Origin of the sequence: Chitinophaga filiformis (genome assembly GCF_021646545.1) — a bacterium.
In the GTDB taxonomy this organism is placed as follows: domain Bacteria; phylum Bacteroidota; class Bacteroidia; order Chitinophagales; family Chitinophagaceae; genus Chitinophaga; species Chitinophaga filiformis_A.
Genome location: NZ_JAKIRP010000004.1, coordinates 486,988 through 509,689, shown reverse-complemented (window position 1 = coordinate 509,689; position 22,702 = coordinate 486,988). Strand labels below are relative to the sequence as shown.

Genomic DNA, 22,702 nt, shown 5'->3' with positions numbered 1-22,702 from the left:
CCCGGAAAAAGGAGACAAGGAATGGAAACAGCATATATAGTAGCCGGCTTTAGAACCGCCGTAGGCAAGGCCAAGCGGGGCGGCTTCCGCTTTTACCGGCCTGATGACCTGGCCGTGGATGTAATTACCGGACTATTAAAGAGCGTCCCTCAGCTCGACCCGAAAAGGGTAGACGACCTGATTGTTGGTAACGCAGTCCCCGAAGCAGAACAGGGCCTGCAGATCGGGCGTATGATATCTGTACGCGCACTGGGAATAGAAGTTCCCGGTATGACGGTGAACCGTTACTGTGCCTCCGGACTTGAAACCATCGCCATTGCGACAGCCAAGATCCAGTCAGGAATGGCACATTGTATCATAGCAGGAGGGACCGAGAGCATGAGCCTCGTGCCCGTAGCCGGCTGGAAGACGGTTCCCAATTACACTGTCGCCAGTACAACGCCGGAATACTACCTGGGCATGGGATTAACAGCGGAAGCAGTAGCGCGTGAATTCAATGTATCCCGTGAAGACCAGGATGCATTTGCTTACAGCTCGCACCAGAAAGCCATTAAAGCGATCCAGAATGGTTATTTTAAAGAAGGCATCCTGCCGATAGCTGTAAATGAGGTATATGTGGATGAAAAGGGCCGTAAACAGACCCGTACCTACACCGTGGACACAGATGAAGGCCCAAGAGCAGATACCTCTCCTGAGGCCCTGGCTAAGCTAAAACCGGTATTTGCTGCCGGAGGTAGTGTGACAGCAGGTAACTCTTCCCAGACATCAGACGGTGCAGCCTTTGTTATCGTGATGAGCGAAACCATGGTAAAAGAACTGAACCTGCAGCCTATCGGTCGACTGGTAGCCTGTTCTTCAGCAGGAGTACACCCACGTATCATGGGTATCGGACCGGTAGCGGCCATCCCGAAAGCACTGCAACAGGCGGGTAAGTCATTGAACGATATCGACCTGGTAGAACTGAATGAGGCTTTTGCCTCCCAGTCCGTAGCGGTGATCCGTGAACTGGGCATCGATCCGGAGCTGGTGAATATCAACGGTGGAGCGATCGCATTAGGGCACCCGTTGGGTTGCACCGGGGCTAAACTAACGGTACAGATACTCAGTGATCTGAAACGTCTGGATAAGAAATATGGTATCGTTACAGCCTGCGTCGGCGGCGGACAAGGAATTGCCGGCGTCATAGAAAGATTATAGTAAAATATGCATACTGAGTAGGGGTTGACTAATCGAATGGTAGTCAACCCCTTTTCTTTTTGAGTAATGAACAACAAATAAAATAATCTGCTTGAATTAAAGTTTTTATTAATTTGGATCCGCAAATGGGACCTGTGTAATAGCCTACATAAATCATTTTCCCTATATATCAATACAACCATATCAAACTATCTATGGATCGCAGACAATTCCTTACGCTTCCTGCCAAACGCCAGCAAACAGCAGTCAAAGCGGAGACTACTGGCTTTCGTACTGATTCTGGCATTACAGCATATACGGGAGAATTTGGTACTGCCCAGGCAGTGCACCTGCTGAAACGAACCATGTTTGGTTCCACGCCCGAAGATATAGCATGGGCGAAGGGCTTGGGTATGGATGCAGCGGTAGATGCTTTGATCGATACCGTTACCCCTGTTACCACACAACCACTGAATACATATGGAGAAGACGAAACAGGTATCGCCCCCGGTGCTACCTGGGTGAATTCAGCGCCAGCTCCTGAAGAAGGAGACCTTGACAGGAAAAGATGGTCTTCCTATAAAGCATGGTGGCTGAAAGTGATGATAGATCAGTCACGCAGTATCCAGGAAAAAATGGTGCTCTTCTGGCATAACCATTTCGCAACAGAAATGGATATGATCAATGATGCCCGCTATGTATATAAGCACAATGTCATGTTGAGAAATAATGCCACCGGCAACTTCAAAACATTGACCAAAGCTGTTACGCTCGATCCGGCTATGCTTAAATACCTGAACGGCTATCTGAACGGAAAGGAAAGCCCGGATGAAAACTATGCCCGTGAGCTGCACGAGCTGTTTACCGTGGGTAAAGGCCCGGATTCTGCTTACACAGAGGAAGACGTAAGAACTACCGCCACCGTATTAACCGGTTACAGGATCAATCCGCTGACGATGGAGTCTTATTTTGACTCTACACAGCACGTGATCACCAATAAGGAATTCTCAAGTTTTTATAATAACGCTAAGATCACTGGTAAAACAGGTGCCGAAGGCGCCAGTGAACTGGATGATCTGCTGAATATCATTTTTGCGCAGCAGGAAGCATCAAAGTTCATCTGCCGTAAACTGTACCGCTTCTTCGTGTATTACCTGATAGATGATGCAGTTGAACAGAATGTGATCATTCCTCTGGCAGAGATCTTCCGCGCTAACAAATTTGAACTGAAGCCTGTACTCAAGGCCCTGTTCAAGAGTGAGCACTTCTTCGATCCGCTGAATATGTCAGCGCTGATCAAGAGCCCGATGGAGTTTGCTGTAGGCCTCGTACGTGAATTCGGTATCGAATTCCCGACAGACTATATGGCGGCTCACGAATCCCTGGATGCCATCCGCCGCCATTGCGCCAGCATGCTGCAGGACATCGGAGATCCCCCACAGGTGGCAGGCTGGGAAGCTTATCACCAGGCGCCTCAATATCACGAGATCTGGATCAATACAGACACCCTGCCTAAACGTAACCTGATGACTGACTCGATCATCAGTACCGGCGGTTTCGGTGGCGTGAAGATCGATGTGCTGGCATTCACAGAAAAACTCTCGGATCCTTCTAATCCTGTTACATTGATTCAGGACGCGCTGGACCTCTTATACCGTATCGAATTATCTGACGCATCAAAGGCAAGAATAAAGAACATCATCCTGCTCAGTGGACAGAGCCCTGACAGCGACTACTATTGGACAGACGCCTGGAATACCTGGAAATCCAATCCTACAGGTGCTAACCGCAACATCGTGGAAAGCCGCCTCCAGACACTGTACAAGTACCTGATGAATTTATCTGAATATCAATTAGCCTGATCTAGAAAGACCTATAAACTATGAAACGCAGAGACTTCCTTAAATATTCCGCCCCGGCAACGGTTCTGCCTACCTTTATAAATGGATTTTCTGTAAAGGCTTTCGGCGCTTCATCGCTGCTGAATGCATTGCAGAAATCTGCAGAAGATAATGACCACGTGTTGGTGATGATCCAGATGATCGGTGGTAATGATGGTCTTAATATGATCGTTCCGCTGGACGTATACGCGGACTATCAGAACGCTCGTAAAAATATCGCCATCCCCGAAGGAGCGGTATTACCAATAGCCAACAATATTAAAACAGGTTTCCACCCTGCTATGACAGGGCTCCAGGAACTGTATGATAATGGTAAAGTGTGTGTGATCCAGAGCGTAGGGTATCCTTCTCCGGACTATTCCCACTTCCGCGCAATGGATATCTGGATGAGTGGTTCCGACCAGAACCAGATCCTCGAAACCGGTTGGGCGGGCCGTTACCTGGAAACGCAATTCCCGGGCTTTCCTGACGCTTACGAAGGCGCTGAGCCACTGGCTATCCAGATCGGTTCACTCACGTCTCCGGTATTCCAGGGCAGTGATGCAAATATGGCGGTGGCAATCTCCAGCTCTACCGATTTCTATAACCTGATCGAGGATATTAATGACCCTGTTCCTAATACCCATGCAGGTGTTGAACTGGAATATGTGCGTCTGATCGCTAAACAGTCCAATAAATTTGCTGATTCTATCAAAAAGGCTGCTGCGAATGTTACCTCGCAGAGCCCTTATCCTGACAACAGGCTGGCAGAACAGCTGAAAATAGTAGCGCGCCTGGTAGCAGGTGGTCTGAAGACCCGCCTCTACATGGTAACGCACGCCTTCTTCGATACACATGCTAACCAGACACAGGCAGGCGATACCACCAAAGGTGATCACGCAAACCTCCTGGGCCAGCTGTCGGATTCCATTAAGGCTTTCATGGACGACCTGACCAAACTCAAGGCTTCCCGCCGTGTAGTGGGTATGACCTTCTCTGAGTTCGGCCGTCGTATCAAATCTAATGGTAGTATGGGTACCGACCACGGTGCTGCTGCTCCGATGATCGTATTTGGCGACTATGTACTGCAAGGTGTGCTCGGATCTTCTCCCGATATCCCTACAGACACCAACGTGGCCGATAACATGCCTATGCAGTACGACTTCCGTTCTGTATATGCTTCCCTGCTGGAACAGTGGTTCTGCGTGGACAATGCTACCCTGCAGGCCATTCTCTTCAAGGATTACCAGCGTTTGCCTATTGTAAGTGGTATCGCCTGTGGAACACTGACGAGCATTGACGATGTGAATAATGGCAGCAATAACCTGATCACCAACTACCCGAATCCATTCGTGTCTACCACCACCCTGAAATATAAAACCAGGGGCGGACACACCATGGTGCAGGTCTTTGATACCATGGGACGCCTGGTAGCAACGCCTGTAAATAAGATCCAGCCGGCCGGCGAATACAGCATTACTTTCGATAGCGGTAACCTCGCCAGCGGTATCTTCTACGCACGTCTTCAGAATGGTGTATACCAGTATGTAAGATCGATGCTCAAGGTAAAGTATTAATAATCAGCACGGAAAATATCCCGGAAGTCCATAGCAGCCATGCTATGGACTTTTTTCATTATAAGACCACACCGCCAGCCATCAGTCATTTTGTTCATCTATGGACTATTAGGACTTACGGGCAACATTGTTGCATTTATTCCCTACCTTTGTTACCGTTCAAACTCATGATCTGAAGCATAAGGTGTTATATAGGATATTGGCTATCATGCTGTTGGGGGTATTTGTATTTAATACTACCCCCCGGGCATTTATACACCAGTTTTTCCAGCATCACGATACTGAAGATGAAGCTCCGGTAGCAAAGCATGGTCCCGCGTTTTCCGTTAAACACGTGCATTGCGGCTTCCTGCAGATAGATCCGGAACCTTATGAACACGCCAATACATTCTACTATGTACTGGTGAAGGAAATTACCTGGCATTACGCCATCCCGGTTATTCCGGTTATTGAATATCTGCCATACAGGACACTTTCCCCCCGTGCGCCACCGGCAATAGATCTTGTTTAGTTTTTTACATACACTCTTATGAAAGGGCATCTGCCCGTATTGTTGCTATAATAGCAACTACTGCGTTGCTATATAGATAATGTGTCTATAAACAAATCTTTCTATGCACTATTTACGTGTCTTCATTATAGCTTTAGTTACCAGCTTGCTTATATATATTCCCGGTTTTGCCTCAATAATGAGTGGCGATGATGCCGGCAGTTCGCTTAAAGGAACAGTGACAGATAAGTCTTCTCATAGTCCTTTACCTGGGGCTACTATTTATTTGCCAGACCTGCATGTTGGTGCTTCTGCCAATGCTCAGGGACAGTACGAGATCAAAAACCTTCCCAAGGGTAAATTCCTGGTGGAAGTGCACTATATAGGTTATGCCGCATTTACAGAAACTGTACAGATCAACGGTGTCACTCAGCAGGACTTTGCCTTGTCAGAGACGCTGCTGGAGAAAAATGAAGTGGTGATCACCGGTGTGAACATGGCCACTACATTGAAGAAAACGCCTACACCGGTAAGCATTGTAAGGAGGGATTACCTCGATGCCAATATCTCCACCAATATCATTGATGCAATTGCCAAGCTGCCAGGAGTGAGTCAGCTGACCACCGGACCAGCCATCTCCAAACCTTTTATCCGTGGTCTCGGCTATAACCGTGTAGTGGTGGTAGGAGACGGTGTTCGACAGGAAGGACAACAGTGGGGAGATGAACATGGTATCGAGATCGATGATTATAATGTAAGCAAAGTGGAAGTACTGAAAGGACCCGCTTCACTCGTATACGGTTCCGATGCACTTGCCGGTGTTGTGAATATCGTACCTCCCGGTAGTGTTGCTCCTGGCCTGGTAAAAGGTAATGTTGCGGCTAACTATCTCACTAACAACGGACAGATATCCTACCATGCAGATATCACTGGTACTACCAAGGGGGGACTGAGCTGGAGCGCCTTTGGTACACAGAAGTTTGCCCATGATTATAAGAATAAATACGATGGTTATGTATTCAACTCCAAGTTCAAAAACACCAACTATGGTGGTAGCCTGGGGCTGAATAAACAATGGGGTTCCTCCATTCTCCGCTTCACTTCCTTCAACCAGGAGTTAGGATTGGTGGAAGGTGACCGTAATGAGAACGGACAATTCATCAAACCGGTAAACAATAATGGTGTTGAGGATGAAGCAGTAGCTACGAACGATGATTTTAAATCCTATAGCATCGGCGTACCTCGCCAGAAGATCACACATAATAAACTGGTTTGGGACAATAATGTTTATCTGAATAATGGAGGCCGCCTGGCGCTGACCCTCGGTTATCAGTGGAATCGTCGTAAAGAACTGGGAAATGTACTGGCGCCGGATGAACCAGACCTGTTACTGAAGTTGAATACATTCAACTATGGACTGAAATATTATCTGCCGGAAATGAACGGCTGGCAGACTACTATCGGGGTGAATGGCATGCAACAGAAGAATAACATCGGTGGGGAGGAATTCCTGATCCCATCTTACGACCTCTTCGATGCCGGTGTGTTCGCAGTAACCAGCAAAACTTTCGATAAGCTGACAGTAAGCGGAGGTCTACGTTTCGATAACCGCCATATGAACATTAAAGGCCTGGAGTTGGGCAGCGAAACAAAATTCGCAACTTTCGATCGTGACTTTTCCAATGTATCCGGTAGTGCAGGATTAAGCTATGCCGCCAGCCAGCAGGTAACCCTGAAGCTGAATGTGGCCCGTGGTTTCCGTGCGCCAAACATTTCAGAACTGGCAGCTAATGGTGTACACGAAGGAACTATCAAATACGAATATGGTAATGAGGACTTAAAGCCGGAAGTGAGCACCCAGGGCGATCTGGGACTGGAGTTTAACTCACAGCACATTTCCCTTACCGCCGGTGTGTTCTACAATCATATCAACAATTTCATCTTTGCCCGTAAGCTGGTAAATGCTGCTGGTTCAGATTCTATCCCAGCTACAGATAACGATGAAGGATATTCCGCATTCAAATATCAGCAACACACTGCGAATCTTTATGGGGGAGAACTGATGCTGGACATCCATCCGCATCCGATCGACTGGCTGCATTTTGAGAACACATTCTCTTACGTACGTTCTTCTATTTCCGATGGCGCTGATTCTACAAAATATCTGCCTAACATACCAGCAGCACGCTGGCTCTCCGAGCTGAAAGGGAAGTTCAAAAAGGTAGGAGGTGTAATGCAGAATGCATACATCGGCGTACAGCTGGATAAAACATTTGCACAGAACGATGTTTTCTATGCATACCAGACAGAAACTGCTACTCCGGGGTATACCTTGTTGAATGCAGGTATCGGTACTGATTTCGTAAATAAAAAGAATAACAAGGTATTGTTCTCCCTGCACCTGGCAGCTAATAACCTGACAGATGTAGCTTACCAGAATCACCTCAGCCGTTTGAAATATGCTCCTGAGAATGAGGTAACAGGCAGGGTAGGCGTATTTAATATGGGAAGGACTTTCAGCATGAAAGTGTCTATCCCGATCGATTTTAAATAATCAGTTATTAATCATCAGCTAACAGGAAATAATGCGAAAAGCAGCATTATTTCCTGTTGCTGTTTATGGGCAGTGTTGTCTCAATGCGCTGATCAATGATCTGTCATAATTCAGCTGTACCGGTTTATCCGGATCCACAGTTATATCTTCCAGCTTTTCATTAGCCTTATCCAGCCGTAACCATGCAATGGTGGATTCATGATCTTTTTCGCTGGCAAACAGTTGCAGGAACAGTTTGCTATTGTCCTGCCGGTCTATCCTCACTTTGATATTCGCTTTCTCCGCAAGATCTGATTTGAAGTCAGAGCTTTGTATAATGTCCGTAATTGTTTTATAGCATTCAGGAGGGTAGGGGCCAGCCTGTGGTTTCAATATTTCTGTTTTTGGGGTGTTACGGCCCGTATCCACAGTTTGTTGCTTTGCCGGCGCCTCATCTGTGACGGCCGTCACGGTAGAGGTGTCTGCCTTTGTTTCTGTTTTCTGTGAGGCCGCCACACAGCCCGTCAGCAGGCTAATGGCGAAGATGTAGAGTAGGTGATTGGAGTGCATGAGTGATCTTTTGAAGAGATATTACAAAAGTCATGCAATGAATCTGTTTATAAATGACGAAGGCTGACCTTTCAGCCAGCCTTCATTTTATTTATTTTCCGGCAACTTTGCCGTGTCTTCATCATAATACACAAAAAAGTAGAGATATATCACCCTGCTGATGCGCATCAGCCAGGGTTGTAGCAATAACAGCAAAACACCATTCACGCCCAGCCAGATAAAGATGCTGTTGTCTGCCCATGATAAGCCAAAGATGACCCAGTAGGCAATCAATGTTGCTACTGAGAAGGCTACGCCTAAAGCATAACTGACATACCCGGTGCCAAACCAGAAACCTGTTTCCAGTTCGTATTTCTGTCCGCAAACGGGACAGCGTTCATGCATATCGAACGTCTTTCTGAGGTTGGTATATGCATTTTTTGTCTTAAACATATCTCCTCTGCGGCAATGCGGGCATTTCATAGTAAGCATGCTCAGGAAGTAGTTTGGTCGCTTATTGCTCATGGGCGCAAAGATAAATTATCTCTCTGCAATCTGTAACCTTTCTCCAATTTGTTGTCTCCACATGGCATAATACAATCCCTTTTCCTCAAGTAATTTATCATGCGTACCCGTTTCTATAATGCGGCCTTTTTCCAGTACATAAATCCTGTCAGCATGCATAATTGTAGATAACCTGTGTGCGATCATGACAGTGATATGCTCCCTCGTGGAGGTAATATCACGTACTGTATTGGAAATGGATTCTTCTGTAATAGAGTCCAGTGCCGATGTCGCCTCGTCAAACACCAGCAGGCGCGGACGGCGCAACAGCGCACGGGCAATTGATAAACGTTGTTTTTCACCACCGGATATCTTCATACCGCCTTCCCCGATCACAGAGTTCAGGCCATTGTCTGCGCGCTCCAATAAAGTGTTACAGCTGGCCTGTTTCATCACCTGCAGGATCTCTTCGTCTGTTGCCTGTGGATTCACAAACAAGAGGTTCTCTTTGATAGACCCGGAGAACAGCTGGGTATCCTGTGTAACGAAACCGATCTGGTATCGCAGCTCTTCGATATCTATCTTACGGCTGTCAACCCCGTTGTAATCAATAGAGCCTTCCTGTGGTGAATAAAGACCTACCAGCAGTTTTACCAGGGTTGTCTTACCGGAACCGGAAGGGCCTACAAAAGCCACCGTTTCACCAACATTGACGTTGAAGTTGATACCATCCAGCGCCTTGGAAGTAGCAGTCTGGTGTTTGAAACCCACATTCTTGAACGTCAGTTTGTCTATACGGTTGATCCGTACGGGGTCAACCGGGGTAGGTTCTATTGGTGTGTTCATGATCCGCTCGAAGTTCAGCAGCGATACCTGTGCTTCACGATAAGCCAGGATGATATTGCCTAATTCCTGCAATGGTCCGAAAATGAAGAAGGAGTACAGCTGCAGTGTGAACATTTGTCCTACGCTCACCGTATCCCGGTATATCATAAAGAGGAGCAGGAACAGAATGGTCTGGCGCAGGAAGTTTACAAAGGTTCCCTGTATAAAACTGATACTGCGCACGCTGCGCACTTTCTTCAGTTCCAGCATCAGGATACGGATGGTGGTCGAGTTCAACCTGCCTATCTCCTGGTGTGTCAGCCCAAGGCTTTTTACCAGCTCAATGTTGCGGAGGGATTCTGTAGTAGCACCCGCCAGCATGGTTGTTTCTTTGACGATGGTCTTCTGGATGGTCTTGATCTTCTTGCTGAGTACATTGATCAGCCAGCCGAGGATCAGGCTGCCGCCAAAATACACGAACACCAGGCTCCAGTGTACGCTGAAGGCATATACCATTACAAATATGACCCCGATCAGGGCCACGAACAGTACATTCACAAAGGATGTGATGAATTTCTCACTATCGGTCCTCACTTTCTGCAGAACAGCCAGCGTTTCGCCGCTTCTCTGATCCTCAAACTGCTGATAAGGAAGCCTTAACGAATGGCGGAGGCCGTCAGTGTAGATCCTGGCCCCGAATTTCTGGATGATCACATTCACAAAATAATCCTGGAATGCCTTCGCAATACGGGACACCATGGCTACTCCTATGGACGCCAGCAGCCATAAAATAACACCTTTTACATAATCGGATTGCGGACGCGGAAGTCCGTTGGCAGAAGTGTGCGGATGATTCGCAAAAAGGTCTACGATCCTGCCGAATATATAGGGATCCAGCAGGGAGAATACCTGGTTAATGGTAGCTAATAATAAGGCCAGTCCTATCAACCATTTGTAACTTTTCAGATAATATAAAAACAATTTCATGATACTAATGACGGTCTAGATGACAAAGGTACATTAATATTGATGTTGCAACATGTTTGAGCTGCCACGGTAGAAAAAAATAGAGTAACTTAATACTCAGAATCGGTAACAGCTTATCTAGCACCAGCTAAAATCACCAAAACGGCATTCCTCGTCTGCATCTTTCTTATTGTTTTACAATCAGCCCCCTCCGGCTGAGCAATATTAATTCTAACGTTTATGAAGACCTATGATGAGAAACACATCAGGAACATTGTATTATTGGGAGCCGCAAAGAGCGGAAAAACAACCCTTTGTGAAACCATGCTCTTTGAAGCAGGTATTATTCCCCGACGTGGTACCGTAGAAGAAGGGAACACTGTTTCCGATTACCACGATGTTGAACATGAGCGGGGAAGCTCCGTCTATGCCACTTGCCTGCATACCGAATGGCGTGATTATAAGATCAATATCATTGACACGCCCGGACTGGAGGACTTTATCGGCGAGATCATTTCCTCTATCCGCGTCTGTGATACCGCATTGCTGCTCCTGAATGCACAGTATGGAGTAGAAGTGGGCACAGAACAGATATGGGACTACGTGGATAAATATCAAAAGCCAACTATTCTGGCAGTCAATCAGTTAGATGCAGAACAGGCGAACTTTACACGTACAGTAGACGAGGCACGCCGTGTTTTCGGTTCGGCGGTGACAATCATGCAATATCCCGTCAACCAGGGCACCGGCTTCAACAGCGTCATCGATCTGCTTAAAATGACGATGTACCGTTTCCCCGACGGCGGTGGAAAACCTGAGAAGCTCCCCATTCCCGACAGCGAAAAGGAACAGGCGGAGCGGCTGCATAATGAGCTGGTGGAAAAAGCGGCTGAAAACGATGATACCCTGATGGAGCAGTATTTCGAAAAAGGCAACCTTGATGAGGATGAAATGAGACAGGGACTAAAGATCGGAATGCTGAAACACCAGGTATTCCCTGTTTTCTGTCTCTCAGCCATCAATAATATGGGAAGTGGCCGCTTAATGGGTTTCATCGATAATGTGGCCCCGGCTGCCGTAGAAATGCCACCGGAACAGGCAGAAGACGGCAGCGCTATCCCTTGTGATCCTTCCGCATCACCGGTCTTATTTGTGTTTAAAACCCTGCAGGAGCCCCATATAGGGCGCCTTTCGTTTTTTAAGGTACTTGCAGGCGAAATAAAGGCCGGTGTCGAATTATACAATGAAAAGGGCAATACCGCGGAAAGGCTGAACCAGTTGTTCATCACTGATGGCCGTAACCGGCAAAACACGGATGTATTACGCGCGGGGGATATTGGGTGCACGCTGAAACTGAAAAATACCCTTACCAATCACACCCTCAGCGACAAACAGTCGGGTAAACAGGTAAAACCTATTGAATTCCCGACTCCCAAAGTGAGAGTCGCTATTGAGGCTACCAATAAAGCAGATGATGAAAAGCTGGGAGAAGTACTGGCCGAACTACACATGGAAGATCCTACCCTGGAAATAGAATATAACCGCGAGTTAAAACAAGTGATCCTGCATGGACAGGGAGACCTGCACCTGGCGCTTACGAAGTGGCGGCTGGAGAATATTTATAAGATGCATGTGGAATACATACCGGCAAAAATCCCTTACCGGGAAACCATCCGGAAACATGCTGCTGCTACCTACCGCCACAAGAAACAATCCGGTGGTGCCGGCCAGTTTGGAGAAGTATACCTCACTATCGAACCCTATTATGAGGGCATGCCACCCTATAAGGAACATCCTGTGCGCGACACAGATGAAATTGACCTTAACTGGGGCGGAAAGCTGGTGTTCAACAATTGTATAGTAGGAGGCGCCATTGATGCCCGCTTCCTGCCTTCCATCCTCAAAGGAGTGATGGAGAAAATGCAGGAAGGACCACTTACCGGCTCCTATGTACGGGATATCCGGGTAAGTGTCTATGATGGTAAAATGCATCCTGTAGACAGCAATGATATTTCCTTTAAAATAGCCGGTATGATGGCGTTCAGAGACGCCTTCCATCAGGCAGCCCCGCAGCTGCTGGAGCCGGTATATGATATCGAGATCTCCGCGCCGGATATGATGGCGGGAGATGTTATGAGCGAGCTGCAGAGCCGCCGAAGCATCATCACAGGTATGGATACACAGAACAACTACCAGGTCATCAAAGCCCGTACCCCGCAGGCAGAGCTGGATAAATTGTATGCAGCGCTGCGGAACGTTACACAGGGTAAGGCTAAGGTCAAGGCAGTGTTTGCAGAATATGCACCGGTGCCAACTGACATACAGAAGAAACTGTCTGAGGAATATAAGAGCGCAGAACTGGTGGCATAACTGCTATTTGTCCCACCAGTCTTCTCTGTCCAGACTTCTGCAATGAATAGCCTCTGCCAGGTGGTCGATCCTGATCTGTTCACTGGCTTCAAGATCGGCCGCAGTACGGCTTACCTTGAGGATCCTGTCATAGGCGCGCGCAGAAAGCTTAAGCTTCTGCATGGCGTTCTTTAAAAGGTCTTCTCCTTCTTTACTCAGCCGGCATACTTTCCGTAGCAGGCTGCTGGTCATCTGTGCATTGCAGTAAATGCCCCTGTAAGCCCTGAATCTGGCGCTTTGTATCTCTCTTGCCATTAATACCCGTTCCCGTATACTTGCGCTGGGCTCTCCATCGGAATGGTCCAGGAGGGAATGTACGGGCACGGGTGTCACTTCTATATGGAGATCTATCCTGTCCATTAAAGGTCCGGATACCCTGTTAAGATACCGCTGTACAGAACCGGGCGCACAGGTACAGGCCTTATCCGGGTGATTAAAGAATCCGCAGGGGCAGGGGTTCATACTGGTAACAAGCATAAAGCTGGCAGGGAACTCCACTGACATTTTTGCCCTGGAAATAGACACCCGTCTTTCTTCAATTGGCTGCCGCATTACTTCAAGCGCCTGCCTGCTGAACTCTGGCAGTTCGTCCAGGAACAATACGCCATTGTGGGCCAGTGATATCTCTCCGGGTTGAGGAATAGCGCCTCCGCCGATCAATGCTGTATGACTGATCGTATGATGTGGAGAGCGGAAAGGTCTTTGCGTGATAAGCGAAGCATCTGCCGGTAGTTTACCTGCTACAGAATGGATCTTGGTTGTTTCCAGTGCCTCCTGTAAACTGAGTGGCGGCAATATGGTACAGAGCCTGCGCGCCAGCATCGTTTTACCTGCACCCGGAGGACCGATCAACAAGGCATTGTGTCCGCCGGCTGCAGCAATTTCTAACGCCCGTTTTATGGTGTACTGGCCTTTCACATCGTTAAAGTCAATATCGAAATGCTGCTGCCCGTTGGCAAATTCCGCTCTCGTATCCACAAATACCGGCTGCAGGGTATCGGGCGCCTGCAGAAAGTCGATCACTTCCCGCAAATGTGTAACGCCATAGACTTCCAGATTATTTACCATCGCTGCTTCACGCGCATTCTGTGCCGGCACGATCAGTCCCTTGAAGCCTTCTTTCCTGGCCTGAATGGCAATAGGCAAGGCTCCCCGGATGGGTTGTACAGTGCCATCGAGCGATAATTCTCCCATAATGGTGAACTGCGATAACAGGTCCGGACTAATCTGTTCCGAAGCGGCGATCAATCCCAAAGCAATGGGCAGATCGTAGGCAGAACCGGCCTTCCTGATATTGGCCGGAGCCATGTTCACAACTGTTCTGAAACGGGGAAACCGGAAACCGATGTTGATGATAGCAGATTCTATACGCCGTTCGCTTTCTTTGACAGCGCTGTCTGGTAAGCCGACAATATAAAACTGGGTGCCTTTGGGAGCGACGTTTACTTCAATAACAATGGAAATGGCTTCTACGCCTTGTACGGCACTGCCGTAGGTTTTTACAATCATAGATAAGGATAAAATTAAGAATGAATAAATATGGATGCCGAATTTATGGAAAGGCCTGCATCCAATATTTATTCATTCTGTGCATTTTATTTTATCTCGTTCAGTAAGTCCAGTACCTTCTCTCTCTTGAGAATGAGATATCCGATCTTCTCTTTTGCCACACCGTCTTTCAGCTGATAAGTGAAGTATAGGTTATCATCTATTACCTGCGATTCAAAATATTTAAAACGGATGTTCTGTGCATTTTGTAATTCCTCCGCAATCTCGTACAGGTGGGTAGACAGTATGAACAGACAATTAGTGCTCTTCAGCAATCCATTCACCACGGCCAGTGAACAGTTCTTGGCATCTTCCACATTGGTGCCTTTGAACATTTCATCTATCAGTACCAGCCATTTCTTGTTATCATTTATTTTGATGATAGTATTCTTGATACGCTGCACTTCATTGTAGAAATAACTTTCACCTTTGAAGATGTTGTCCTGTACCTGGATGTTACTAAAGATCCCGTTAAAGAAGCTCAGTTTCATACTTCCGGCCGGCACTCCCATACCAATATGCGCGAGGAATACCGCTACGCCCACTGCCTTGATGAAGGTTGTTTTCCCCGCCATGTTAGCCCCTGTCAGGAAAAGGAAGTGCGACTGTGGTTTCATCGTGATGTCATATGCCACTGGTTTGGGCAGAATGAGATGATACAGGTTATCCAGCTCTACAAAGGGATGAGGTGTATCTTCAAAAACAGGGAATTGCAGATTAAAATGTCTTACTGCCTTTGCCATGGCATAATATGCGTCCAGCCGGCGATAAATATCCAGTAACTCGGATATGGTTTTCCGCTGTCTTTTACGGATGTAATGGTCATACCGCAGGATCTGTACAAACGATACAGGGCCTCCTTCACTGGCAACAATAATATCATTGAATTCTTTCTGATACAGCAGATGATGTGCCCTGTCCAGCAATTGCTTGAGTATCTTCGGTGTCTGATTGGTATTGAAGTTCGTTTCCAGCTGGCGGAATCCTTTCAGGAGATTGAGCAGCTGGGTAAAAGAGAATTTGATAAAGCTATAGTCAGGCGAAAAAATGGTTTTAGTTAAAAGCGCACTTACCAGCAAAGCCACGCCGTCCGGGTTGCTGATAGGCTCTATCTGTGCTTCCAGATAATTTTCCATCACGACAATGGTACCGTTACTGATAATATCCGCCGGCCAGCTATCTTCCTGCTGCAGGATATATTGCAACACTTTCTGACGCTCCTCTATGGAAGCAATATCTTTTAAAGGATTGCTGTACAGGTACCGTAAGTAATCCTTGCCGCCTGTGGTAGTGGTAAAGTCCAATTTATGAAACAGCGAAAATTCTTCTTCACGGTTAAATATGGAGAGATCATAGTAGGTTGTTTTGTCCAGTTCCATGCACAGGTATTTTTAGTGAATATACGTATAATAGAAAAAAACATTGGTATCATAGGGATGCGCTGTTCCCGATAATTATGTATAGATGCAATGCGCCGCCATTTCCATAAATGCAGAGAATGGTAATGTTACAAAAGAAAATGCTCTTATCAATGAGCGATAAGAGCATTTTCTTTTATCAGTTGAATAAGATGATCAACGGTTGAATAACAAGCGCTGTCCTCGTTCTGATTCGTTGAATTTGCCGTTTTCGTAAGCCAGGTGACCGTTCACAAAAGTGTGTGTAATAGCGGCAGGGAAGGTGTGTTCCTCAAAAGGAGACCAGCCACACTTGTAATACACGTTCTGCTTGTCTACCATAGTGGCCTGTTGCAGATCAACGATCACACAATCAGCAAAATAGCCCTCCCGCAGGTAGCCCCTGTCTTTGATCTGGAAACATACTGCCGGTGCATGGCACATCTTTTCCACCACTTTTTCCAGGGTGATATTGCCGAGTGACGCATGTTCCAGCATCAGCAGCAGGCTATGCTGCACCAGTGGAACACCGGAAGGCGCCTGTAAATAAGGCTGATGTTTTTCTTCCCAGGTATGTGGCGCATGGTCTGTTGCAATAATATCCAGCCTGTCATCCAGCAAGCCTTTCCAGAGCGCATGTTTATTGTGTACTGCTTTGATTGCCGGATTACACTTGATCAGGTTGCCCCTCCATGCGTAGTCATCGGCAGAAAAATGTAGGTGATGTACACATACTTCTGCAGTAATGCGTTTCTCTTCAAGCGGCAGCATATTGCTGAACAGCTGTAATTCCTTTTCCGTTGAAATATGCAGGATGTGCAGTCTTGAATTGAATTTTTTGGCAAACTGGATAGCAGCGAGAGAAGACTCGAAACAGGCTTCCTCATTGCGGATGATCGGGTGATAGTCTACGGTGAGATTTTCCGCACCTACTTCCTGTTTATATTTTTCCAGATTGGCCTTTATGATCTTTTCATCCTCACAGTGAGTGGCGATGAGCAGTTCACTGCCTGAAAAGATCTGTTCCAGTGTGATGTAATTGTCCACCAGCATGTTACCTGTGGAAGACCCCATAAAGATCTTTACGCCGCAGATCTGATCTTTTTTAGCGTTTGTTTTCAGTACTTCTTCCACATTGTCGTTGGCCACTCCCATGAAAAAGGAATAGTTTGCCAGTGAATGCTGTGCAGCAATCTTATATTTATCTTCCAGTAATTCCTGTGTAAGTGCTGCCGGTTGTGTATTGGGCATTTCCATGAAACTGGTGGTGCCTCCGGCAACTGCCGCACGGGCTTCAGTATAAATGGTGGCTTTATGAGTAAGGCCCGGTTCGCGGAAATGGACCTGGTCATCAATCACGCCGGGCAGCAGGTGTTTGCCTTCCCCGTTTATTTCTGTGTATTGACCACTCACATTCAATTGTGGAGCTATTCTGGCGATACGGCCATCTTGTATATATACGTCCTGAACAGTAGTGGTGCCTTCGTTGACCACCGATATATTGCGGATGATGTAATTCATGGCGCAAAGATAGTAAATAGACGATTTGTCCCCAGACTAACTATACGCGGCAGAAACTCAACCTTCCAGGTGGATGGAAAAAACGATCATCCTGGAATTCAGCTTGTCGATCACATTGGAATAACGCAGGTGTTCATCTTTCACGTGTACGTTACCGATACCGTTGCTGATCTTGAACTCGGGAGAGAAGATAAAGCTGGGGAAATAAAACTCAAATCCGGCTCCGAACTCATAACCATAATCGCTTTTTCTGATCTTTACCAGATCTTCCGCACGGCGGGCCCTCGCATTGGAAGCAAGGTCATAGTCGTACTTCAGACCCGCAATCGTATACACGCGCATGTTACCAATACGGTCCGATTTGAATTTCAGCTGCAGTGGGAAGCTGAGCAGGATAGACTCAATGTTTTTGGTCGTTTCTCTTGCAGGATAATTCTCTTTATAATAGAGGTTCTTAGAGGCAAATAATAACTGCGGATTGAAGCGGATATCAAAATACTCGCTCAGGCGCACGTTTCCCAGCAGGCCCAGGTTAAAACCGAAGGTCCTTAGCGGTTCTGCTACCATAATAGAGTCCTGTTTCAGGAAGATCTCATCATGATATAGCTTGAAGTTGGAATTGTTGCCTGCAAGTGTGATACCAAAGTAATAGGGCTTGGCGTCATGTTCTTCCATGTTCATCACAGACTGCGCTTTCACGCTACCTGTATTCCATAGGATTATGAGAAGTACTAGCGGGATGCGCAATAAATAGAGCTGATGCCGAATGTGAGCTTTTTGCATGTTACTGCTTGGAAACCGGTATTAATTAAAATATTACACATTTCCTGACCTTGCGGGAACGCTTTCACTGATGCTGGCAGATAGGTGTATGCAGCTTCACTCCTGGCTATCCATTTCCCGATCAACGGTGTAATATAACGAAAATATAAATTATATAATTGTTTAATAGGAAAAACGGTTGGATTGGAAAATTCCAATATCACCAGTTTTCCTCCCGGCTTTAGTACACGCAACATTTCAGCCAGTCCTTTTTCCAGATTCTCGAAGTTACGTACGCCGTATGCTACCGTTATAGCATCAAACGTCTTGTCTGGAAAACTTATTGTCTCACTGTCGCCCAGCTGAAGGGTTATTTTGTCGGATAGTCCCAGTTTATTGATCTTTTCACGCCCGTGAGCAAGCATGCCTTCGGATATGTCAATGCCGGTTATTGTATTGGGTTGCAGTATTTTATTCGCCATAATTGCGAAGTCCCCCGTGCCGGTAGCCACATCAAGCATTTTTTTGGGCTGTAAGGTCTTTAATTGTTTCAAAGCCTTCTTACGCCATTGGATATCAATGCCCAAAGACATGAAATGGTTGAGGAAATCATAGCGGTGCGCAATGTCATTGAACATGGTCGCTATCTGTTCCTTCTTACTGAGTTCTGATGTGGCAAACGGTACAATCTTCTTATCTGACATAGCCCGCAAAGTTAGGAGAAAATAGAGAAATGCCGGCAATAAGTAAATTTTCATGAACTTTGTGCCCGAAGAGTAATAATATGATCATCAAGAGCGCAGAATACCTCATCAGTAATGTTGACTGGCAGAAATGTCCAACACCGAACCTTCCGGAATATGCCTTTATAGGCCGTTCCAACGTGGGAAAATCTTCCCTGATCAACATGTTGGCAAACAATGAAAAGCTGGCTAAAACGTCCGGAACACCCGGTAAAACGCAGCTTATCAACCACTTCCTGATCAACCAGGCCTGGTACCTGGTGGACCTGCCGGGGTACGGCTTTGCCAAGGTTAGCCAGTCGCAACGCCGTTCGTGGGAGCAGATGATAGAGAATTATCTCCGTAAAAGACAGAACCTGGTCAATGTATTTGTGTTAATTGACAGCCGTCATACCCCCCAGAAACTGGATATCGACTTCATTAACCAGCTGGGAGAGTGGCAGATCCCTTTCTCCCTGGTGTTTACAAAAGCAGATAAGAACACCCAGGCAGAGACCAGCCGGAATATCAAGGCGTTCCTGAATAAGCTCAGGGAATCCTGGGAATTCCTCCCGGCTCATTTTGTAACCAGCACGGTGAAAAAGACAGGAAGAGATGCGATCCTGTCAACGATAGACGAAATGAATACGGAATTCCGGGCCATTGCCTAGCCCGCCCGGTAGTAATTACTTAAGGCTTTACCCTTAAATACACACGGCCAATATGAACATTGGAATGCACCGATAACAGGGACAAGGTATCAGTCCCCGTAATCTTGCAGCTGAATATCCGTGGATTCCAGGGATCGCTGTCCGTTACCAGGTAGGGCTGATGATCGCTTTTCAGGGCCATCAGGAATGTTTCCCGGGAAATGAGCGAACCACGGCTATAGGTGAGCATATTGTTGCCATCGAATTTCAGGATCTCTGAAGACGTAGTGTCATGTTTGACCAGGTCTTTGGCCCCGGAAGGGCTGGAATATAATAGTCTCCAGCTGCCCTGCAGCTTTTGGGAAGAAGTGTCTGAGATAGTCTCTTTTTTGCACGAGGAGTTGGCAAATACTAACAGTAGTATGACAGTTATGTAGGCACGCATGTTCGACAGCTATTCAGTAAATCAGTATAACAGTATATCAGTATAACAAGTATAAATTAAGCATTTTTTTTTAAATTAAAGCCTCCTGGCCGGAAGAAGAAAAGGTAAATTTAAAGGACAATACACGCAGAATGCGTCCTGTACTGCGTTTCATACGCCTGTTTTTACAAAGAGTTAACATTACAATATTTCAGCGGAATTTGCGTTCCCCCGCCACAAAGCCCCACCTGGCTGGGAAATGCCCTTTGCGGACACTTTTAACGTGTTTGCAGCCCGTTTATAACAGGTATTGACATGTGTTATATAATCCATGCTGTGGGTAGGCAACATGGAGATCTGTATCGATTTTTTCTGGGGGAAAAAAGCCCCCGGATGCGGAAGAGCGCATCCTGACAGCGGGGAAAGTAATATCAGCCTGCAGGCTTAGTTCACTACCTTATCCGCACAGCAGCTGCTGGCAAAGGCGTCTGGTTTTGCTTTGAAGGCAAATCCCATTCCCAGTATATAACCCATCGCCTCACGCAGGGCCAGGTTACTCTTGAACTGGGGGTTCGTGTTAATGTCTGCATGTACTTCCATGTCCACATCATATTCGGTGAACAAGTCACACAGTTCATAGGCGATCTCAATACTCTTCGCTACTTCAATGAGCATACGCTCTTTGATGGAATAAGAGTCGCGTGTTTTGTCATTGTGGATGAACATGAAACCTCCATGTCCTTCACGCAGGAAAACGATCACTGTTGCAAATTCTGTTTCTGCACCTTTTACCTGTGAGTCCGTGCCAATACACACTTTTAAGTGAAAGCCCTTTCCGGTTTCCCGGACAATTGCCTGGCGTACTTCTTCCTTAATGGGCAAATGAATCGGTTCGCCGTTGAATCTTCTCCATTTCATGATAATATATATGATTAGAGTGAATAGGCGTGGTAGTTAAGATTACATTTATGCCGTTCTGTCGTTATAAATCCTTGCTGGTAGGGGGAATATTGTAAGTAATATACAAAAATTAATCAGCAATCAGATGAGAGAAAGCAAGAATTAACGGCATCTTATTCCGGAAGAGGATAACATTTCAAAGGAGTGCATACCGGGCCATCAACTAATACTGGCCGGTACTCAACAACACCAGCGTACAGGCTTCCATTGTTTCAATGCCTTTATTTTCAGCTAATGTGGCCAGTTCCTCATTCTCTGTACCCGGATTGAAAATAATGCGCTTCGGGTGCAATTGCAGGATATAGTCGTAATACTCCCGCTGTAGCACAGGATTCATATACAGGGTAACAGTGTCCACATCTGCCTGTACCGGATGCTCTTTCGTAACGGGAATGTCGCCTATCTGCGCCTCCTTTTTGCCGATAGCAAGTACAGGATGCCCGTGTGCAGCCAATCTGGATACAGCCAGGTAGCTATATCTCGCCGGGTTGGGGGAAGCGCCTAATACAACCGTGAGTTTCTTGTCGTTCATAAACAATCCTTTAAATGTACCCGCCAGGGTATAAACCCCGGCAGGTACTTTCTATGAAGAGCAAACATTAAACCATAATCATCTATATGATGTGATACCGACGCCTTGGCAGTCGGCCGATAATATTTTTCATGGTAGGCGGATTAATACTGTTTCTGAACTTTCAATAAAAAGTGAAACATATAGACAAAAAAATATTACTTGAATAATTTCATGAGGGTGCCATAGAACCAGCTCTCCTCGGCCTTTACGAAAGAGTTGATCACCTTGTCTGTCTGGTGGGCAAACTTATTAATACCCTGAATGGACTCTTTGAAGGCTTTTACGTGTTTGTCTTTTGTATCTCCTTCCACATCCTGCAATTGGTTCAGGGTTTTGAGAATAGGATCCAGCTCGCGGCGTTTTCTCTCCCTGGCAATTTCAGTAGCTACCTTCCAGATATCTTTTTCGGCGGTAAAATATTCTTTCCTCTCCCCGGGAATCAGCACACGTTCTACCAGTCCCCAGTTGATCAGCTCCCGCACGTTCATATTGGTATTGCCACGGGAAATATTCAGTTCCGCCATGATATCGTCGGCACTCAGCGGATCAGGCATGATCATCAGCAAGGCATGGATCTGGGCCATGGTGCGGTTAATACCCCATTGAGCGCCCAAAGATCCCCAGGTCTGTATAAACTGTGCTTTTGCTTCTGCCAATTTCATGTAATCCTCATTTCGTTACCCAAATGTAATGCTAAGTTATTGAACTTTCAAAAGAAAGTGAAAGAAAGAAGGCGGGAATTACACAGAAGGTAACTGTGTTGCTTGGTTTTCAGCTGTTTTAACCTCTGGAATGTAAGGCTACTCTATTACCATCGGGATCGAAGAAGATGGCGAAATATCCCAGGTCCTGTAGTTCAGACACGGGACGTTTATCCAGCTCTATCTTGCCACCCGCAGCCTCTACACGCTCCAGCACATCTGTGAGATCATCGCCGGCATGCAGGTAGATGAGCGTACCGCGCTGACTGGGAAAATATTCGGAGCCCTGCACAATAGCTCCGCCAATACCATTATTGTGTTTGTCGAACGGGAAAAATGCTGTCCTCTTCAGCCCCAGGTGCTCTTCAGGCATTTCATAGTTGAATATTTTGCTGTAAAATTTCCTTGCCCTGTCAAAATCATGTACAGGGATTTCGAACCAGCTTAGCGCATTCTTAGGAATCTCCATTGATCAATAGTTGTTGGGGAGCCAACTTAAATTTAATCAATTATACAGCAATTCCCAAATTCTGA

Annotated in this window: 20 protein-coding genes; 7 read left to right on the top strand and 13 right to left on the bottom strand. The window is 46.5% G+C overall.

What is annotated here, in order from left to right:
- The first annotated feature begins 21 nt into the window (after positions 1–21).
- The 5 genes from L3C95_RS14380 to L3C95_RS14360 all read left to right on the top strand — a co-directional run bounded on the left by L3C95_RS14380 (position 22) and on the right by L3C95_RS14360 (position 7,677).
- Positions 22–1,197 carry a thiolase family protein gene (locus L3C95_RS14380; RefSeq protein ID WP_236388643.1) on the top strand — a complete coding sequence of 392 codons (1,176 nt, stop codon included), beginning with the start codon at positions 22–24 and terminating at the stop codon, positions 1,195–1,197.
- Between the two features lie 194 nt (positions 1,198–1,391).
- Positions 1,392–3,038, top strand: a complete 1,647-nt coding sequence (locus tag L3C95_RS14375) for a DUF1800 family protein (RefSeq protein ID WP_236388642.1) — start codon at positions 1,392–1,394, stop codon at positions 3,036–3,038.
- Positions 3,039–3,058: 20 nt separating this feature from the next.
- A complete protein-coding gene (locus L3C95_RS14370) occupies positions 3,059–4,633 on the top strand; it encodes a DUF1501 domain-containing protein (protein ID WP_236388641.1) in 1,575 nt (524 codons plus the stop codon).
- A gap of 208 nt (positions 4,634–4,841) precedes the next feature.
- Positions 4,842–5,144: a hypothetical protein gene (locus L3C95_RS14365; RefSeq protein ID WP_236388640.1), complete on the top strand. Its 303-nt coding sequence runs from the start codon at positions 4,842–4,844 to the stop codon at positions 5,142–5,144.
- A 103-nt stretch (positions 5,145–5,247) separates the two neighbouring features.
- Positions 5,248–7,677, top strand: a complete 2,430-nt coding sequence (locus L3C95_RS14360; protein ID WP_236388639.1) for a TonB-dependent receptor — start codon at positions 5,248–5,250, stop codon at positions 7,675–7,677.
- A gap of 63 nt (positions 7,678–7,740) precedes the next feature.
- Here the strand turns inward: L3C95_RS14360 and L3C95_RS14355 are convergent, their stop codons facing one another.
- From L3C95_RS14355 to L3C95_RS14345, 3 genes are all read right to left on the bottom strand, one after another.
- Positions 7,741–8,226: a hypothetical protein gene (locus L3C95_RS14355; RefSeq protein WP_236388638.1), complete on the bottom strand. Its 486-nt coding sequence runs from the start codon at positions 8,224–8,226 to the stop codon at positions 7,741–7,743.
- An 87-nt stretch (positions 8,227–8,313) separates the two neighbouring features.
- On the bottom strand, positions 8,314–8,730 hold the full coding sequence (locus L3C95_RS14350; protein ID WP_236388636.1) for a DUF983 domain-containing protein: 417 nt from the start codon (positions 8,728–8,730) through the stop codon (positions 8,314–8,316).
- Positions 8,731–8,745: 15 nt separating this feature from the next.
- The gene (locus L3C95_RS14345) at positions 8,746–10,521 is read right to left on the bottom strand and encodes an ABC transporter ATP-binding protein (RefSeq protein ID WP_236388634.1); all 1,776 of its coding nucleotides are present in this window, start codon (positions 10,519–10,521) and stop codon (positions 8,746–8,748) included.
- A gap of 219 nt (positions 10,522–10,740) precedes the next feature.
- On the opposite strand from L3C95_RS14345, the gene L3C95_RS14340 reads away from it, so the two are divergent.
- Positions 10,741–12,870, top strand: a complete 2,130-nt coding sequence (locus tag L3C95_RS14340) for an elongation factor G (protein ID WP_236388632.1) — start codon at positions 10,741–10,743, stop codon at positions 12,868–12,870.
- Between the two features lie 3 nt (positions 12,871–12,873).
- On the opposite strand, the gene L3C95_RS14335 is transcribed toward L3C95_RS14340, so the two are convergent.
- From L3C95_RS14335 to ubiE, 5 genes are all read right to left on the bottom strand, one after another.
- On the bottom strand, positions 12,874–14,418 hold the full coding sequence (locus tag L3C95_RS14335) for a YifB family Mg chelatase-like AAA ATPase (protein WP_236388630.1): 1,545 nt from the start codon (positions 14,416–14,418) through the stop codon (positions 12,874–12,876).
- A gap of 86 nt (positions 14,419–14,504) precedes the next feature.
- Complete coding sequence (locus L3C95_RS14330) at positions 14,505–15,836, bottom strand: MutS-related protein (RefSeq protein ID WP_236388628.1); 1,332 nt, start codon at positions 15,834–15,836, stop codon at positions 14,505–14,507.
- A gap of 195 nt (positions 15,837–16,031) precedes the next feature.
- A complete protein-coding gene (locus L3C95_RS14325) occupies positions 16,032–17,375 on the bottom strand; it encodes a dihydroorotase (RefSeq protein ID WP_236388626.1) in 1,344 nt (447 codons plus the stop codon).
- Positions 17,376–17,432: 57 nt separating this feature from the next.
- Positions 17,433–18,074, bottom strand: a complete 642-nt coding sequence (locus tag L3C95_RS14320; protein WP_236388624.1) for an outer membrane beta-barrel protein — start codon at positions 18,072–18,074, stop codon at positions 17,433–17,435.
- 32 nt (positions 18,075–18,106) lie between these two features.
- A complete protein-coding gene (gene ubiE, locus L3C95_RS14315) occupies positions 18,107–18,841 on the bottom strand; it encodes a bifunctional demethylmenaquinone methyltransferase/2-methoxy-6-polyprenyl-1,4-benzoquinol methylase UbiE (RefSeq protein ID WP_236388621.1) in 735 nt (244 codons plus the stop codon).
- Positions 18,842–18,921: 80 nt separating this feature from the next.
- On the opposite strand from ubiE, the gene yihA reads away from it, so the two are divergent.
- Positions 18,922–19,530: a ribosome biogenesis GTP-binding protein YihA/YsxC gene (gene yihA, locus L3C95_RS14310; RefSeq protein ID WP_236388619.1), complete on the top strand. Its 609-nt coding sequence runs from the start codon at positions 18,922–18,924 to the stop codon at positions 19,528–19,530.
- Positions 19,531–19,549: 19 nt separating this feature from the next.
- Here yihA and L3C95_RS14305 read toward each other — a convergent pair whose 3' ends face one another.
- The 5 genes from L3C95_RS14305 to L3C95_RS14285 form a co-directional block, all read right to left on the bottom strand.
- Positions 19,550–19,954: a hypothetical protein gene (locus tag L3C95_RS14305; RefSeq protein ID WP_236388616.1), complete on the bottom strand. Its 405-nt coding sequence runs from the start codon at positions 19,952–19,954 to the stop codon at positions 19,550–19,552.
- Positions 19,955–20,377: 423 nt separating this feature from the next.
- Positions 20,378–20,851, bottom strand: coding sequence for a ribonuclease H-like YkuK family protein (locus L3C95_RS14300; RefSeq protein ID WP_236388614.1), 474 nt, complete (start codon positions 20,849–20,851; stop codon positions 20,378–20,380).
- A gap of 205 nt (positions 20,852–21,056) precedes the next feature.
- Positions 21,057–21,425 carry a CoA-binding protein gene (locus L3C95_RS14295; protein WP_236388613.1) on the bottom strand — a complete coding sequence of 123 codons (369 nt, stop codon included), beginning with the start codon at positions 21,423–21,425 and terminating at the stop codon, positions 21,057–21,059.
- Positions 21,426–21,622: 197 nt separating this feature from the next.
- Positions 21,623–22,129 (bottom strand): GbsR/MarR family transcriptional regulator, encoded by a 507-nt coding sequence (locus tag L3C95_RS14290; RefSeq protein ID WP_236388612.1) that lies wholly within the window; start codon positions 22,127–22,129, stop codon positions 21,623–21,625.
- A 118-nt stretch (positions 22,130–22,247) separates the two neighbouring features.
- On the bottom strand, positions 22,248–22,637 hold the full coding sequence (locus L3C95_RS14285) for a VOC family protein (RefSeq protein ID WP_236388611.1): 390 nt from the start codon (positions 22,635–22,637) through the stop codon (positions 22,248–22,250).
- Positions 22,638–22,702: the final 65 nt, after the last annotated feature.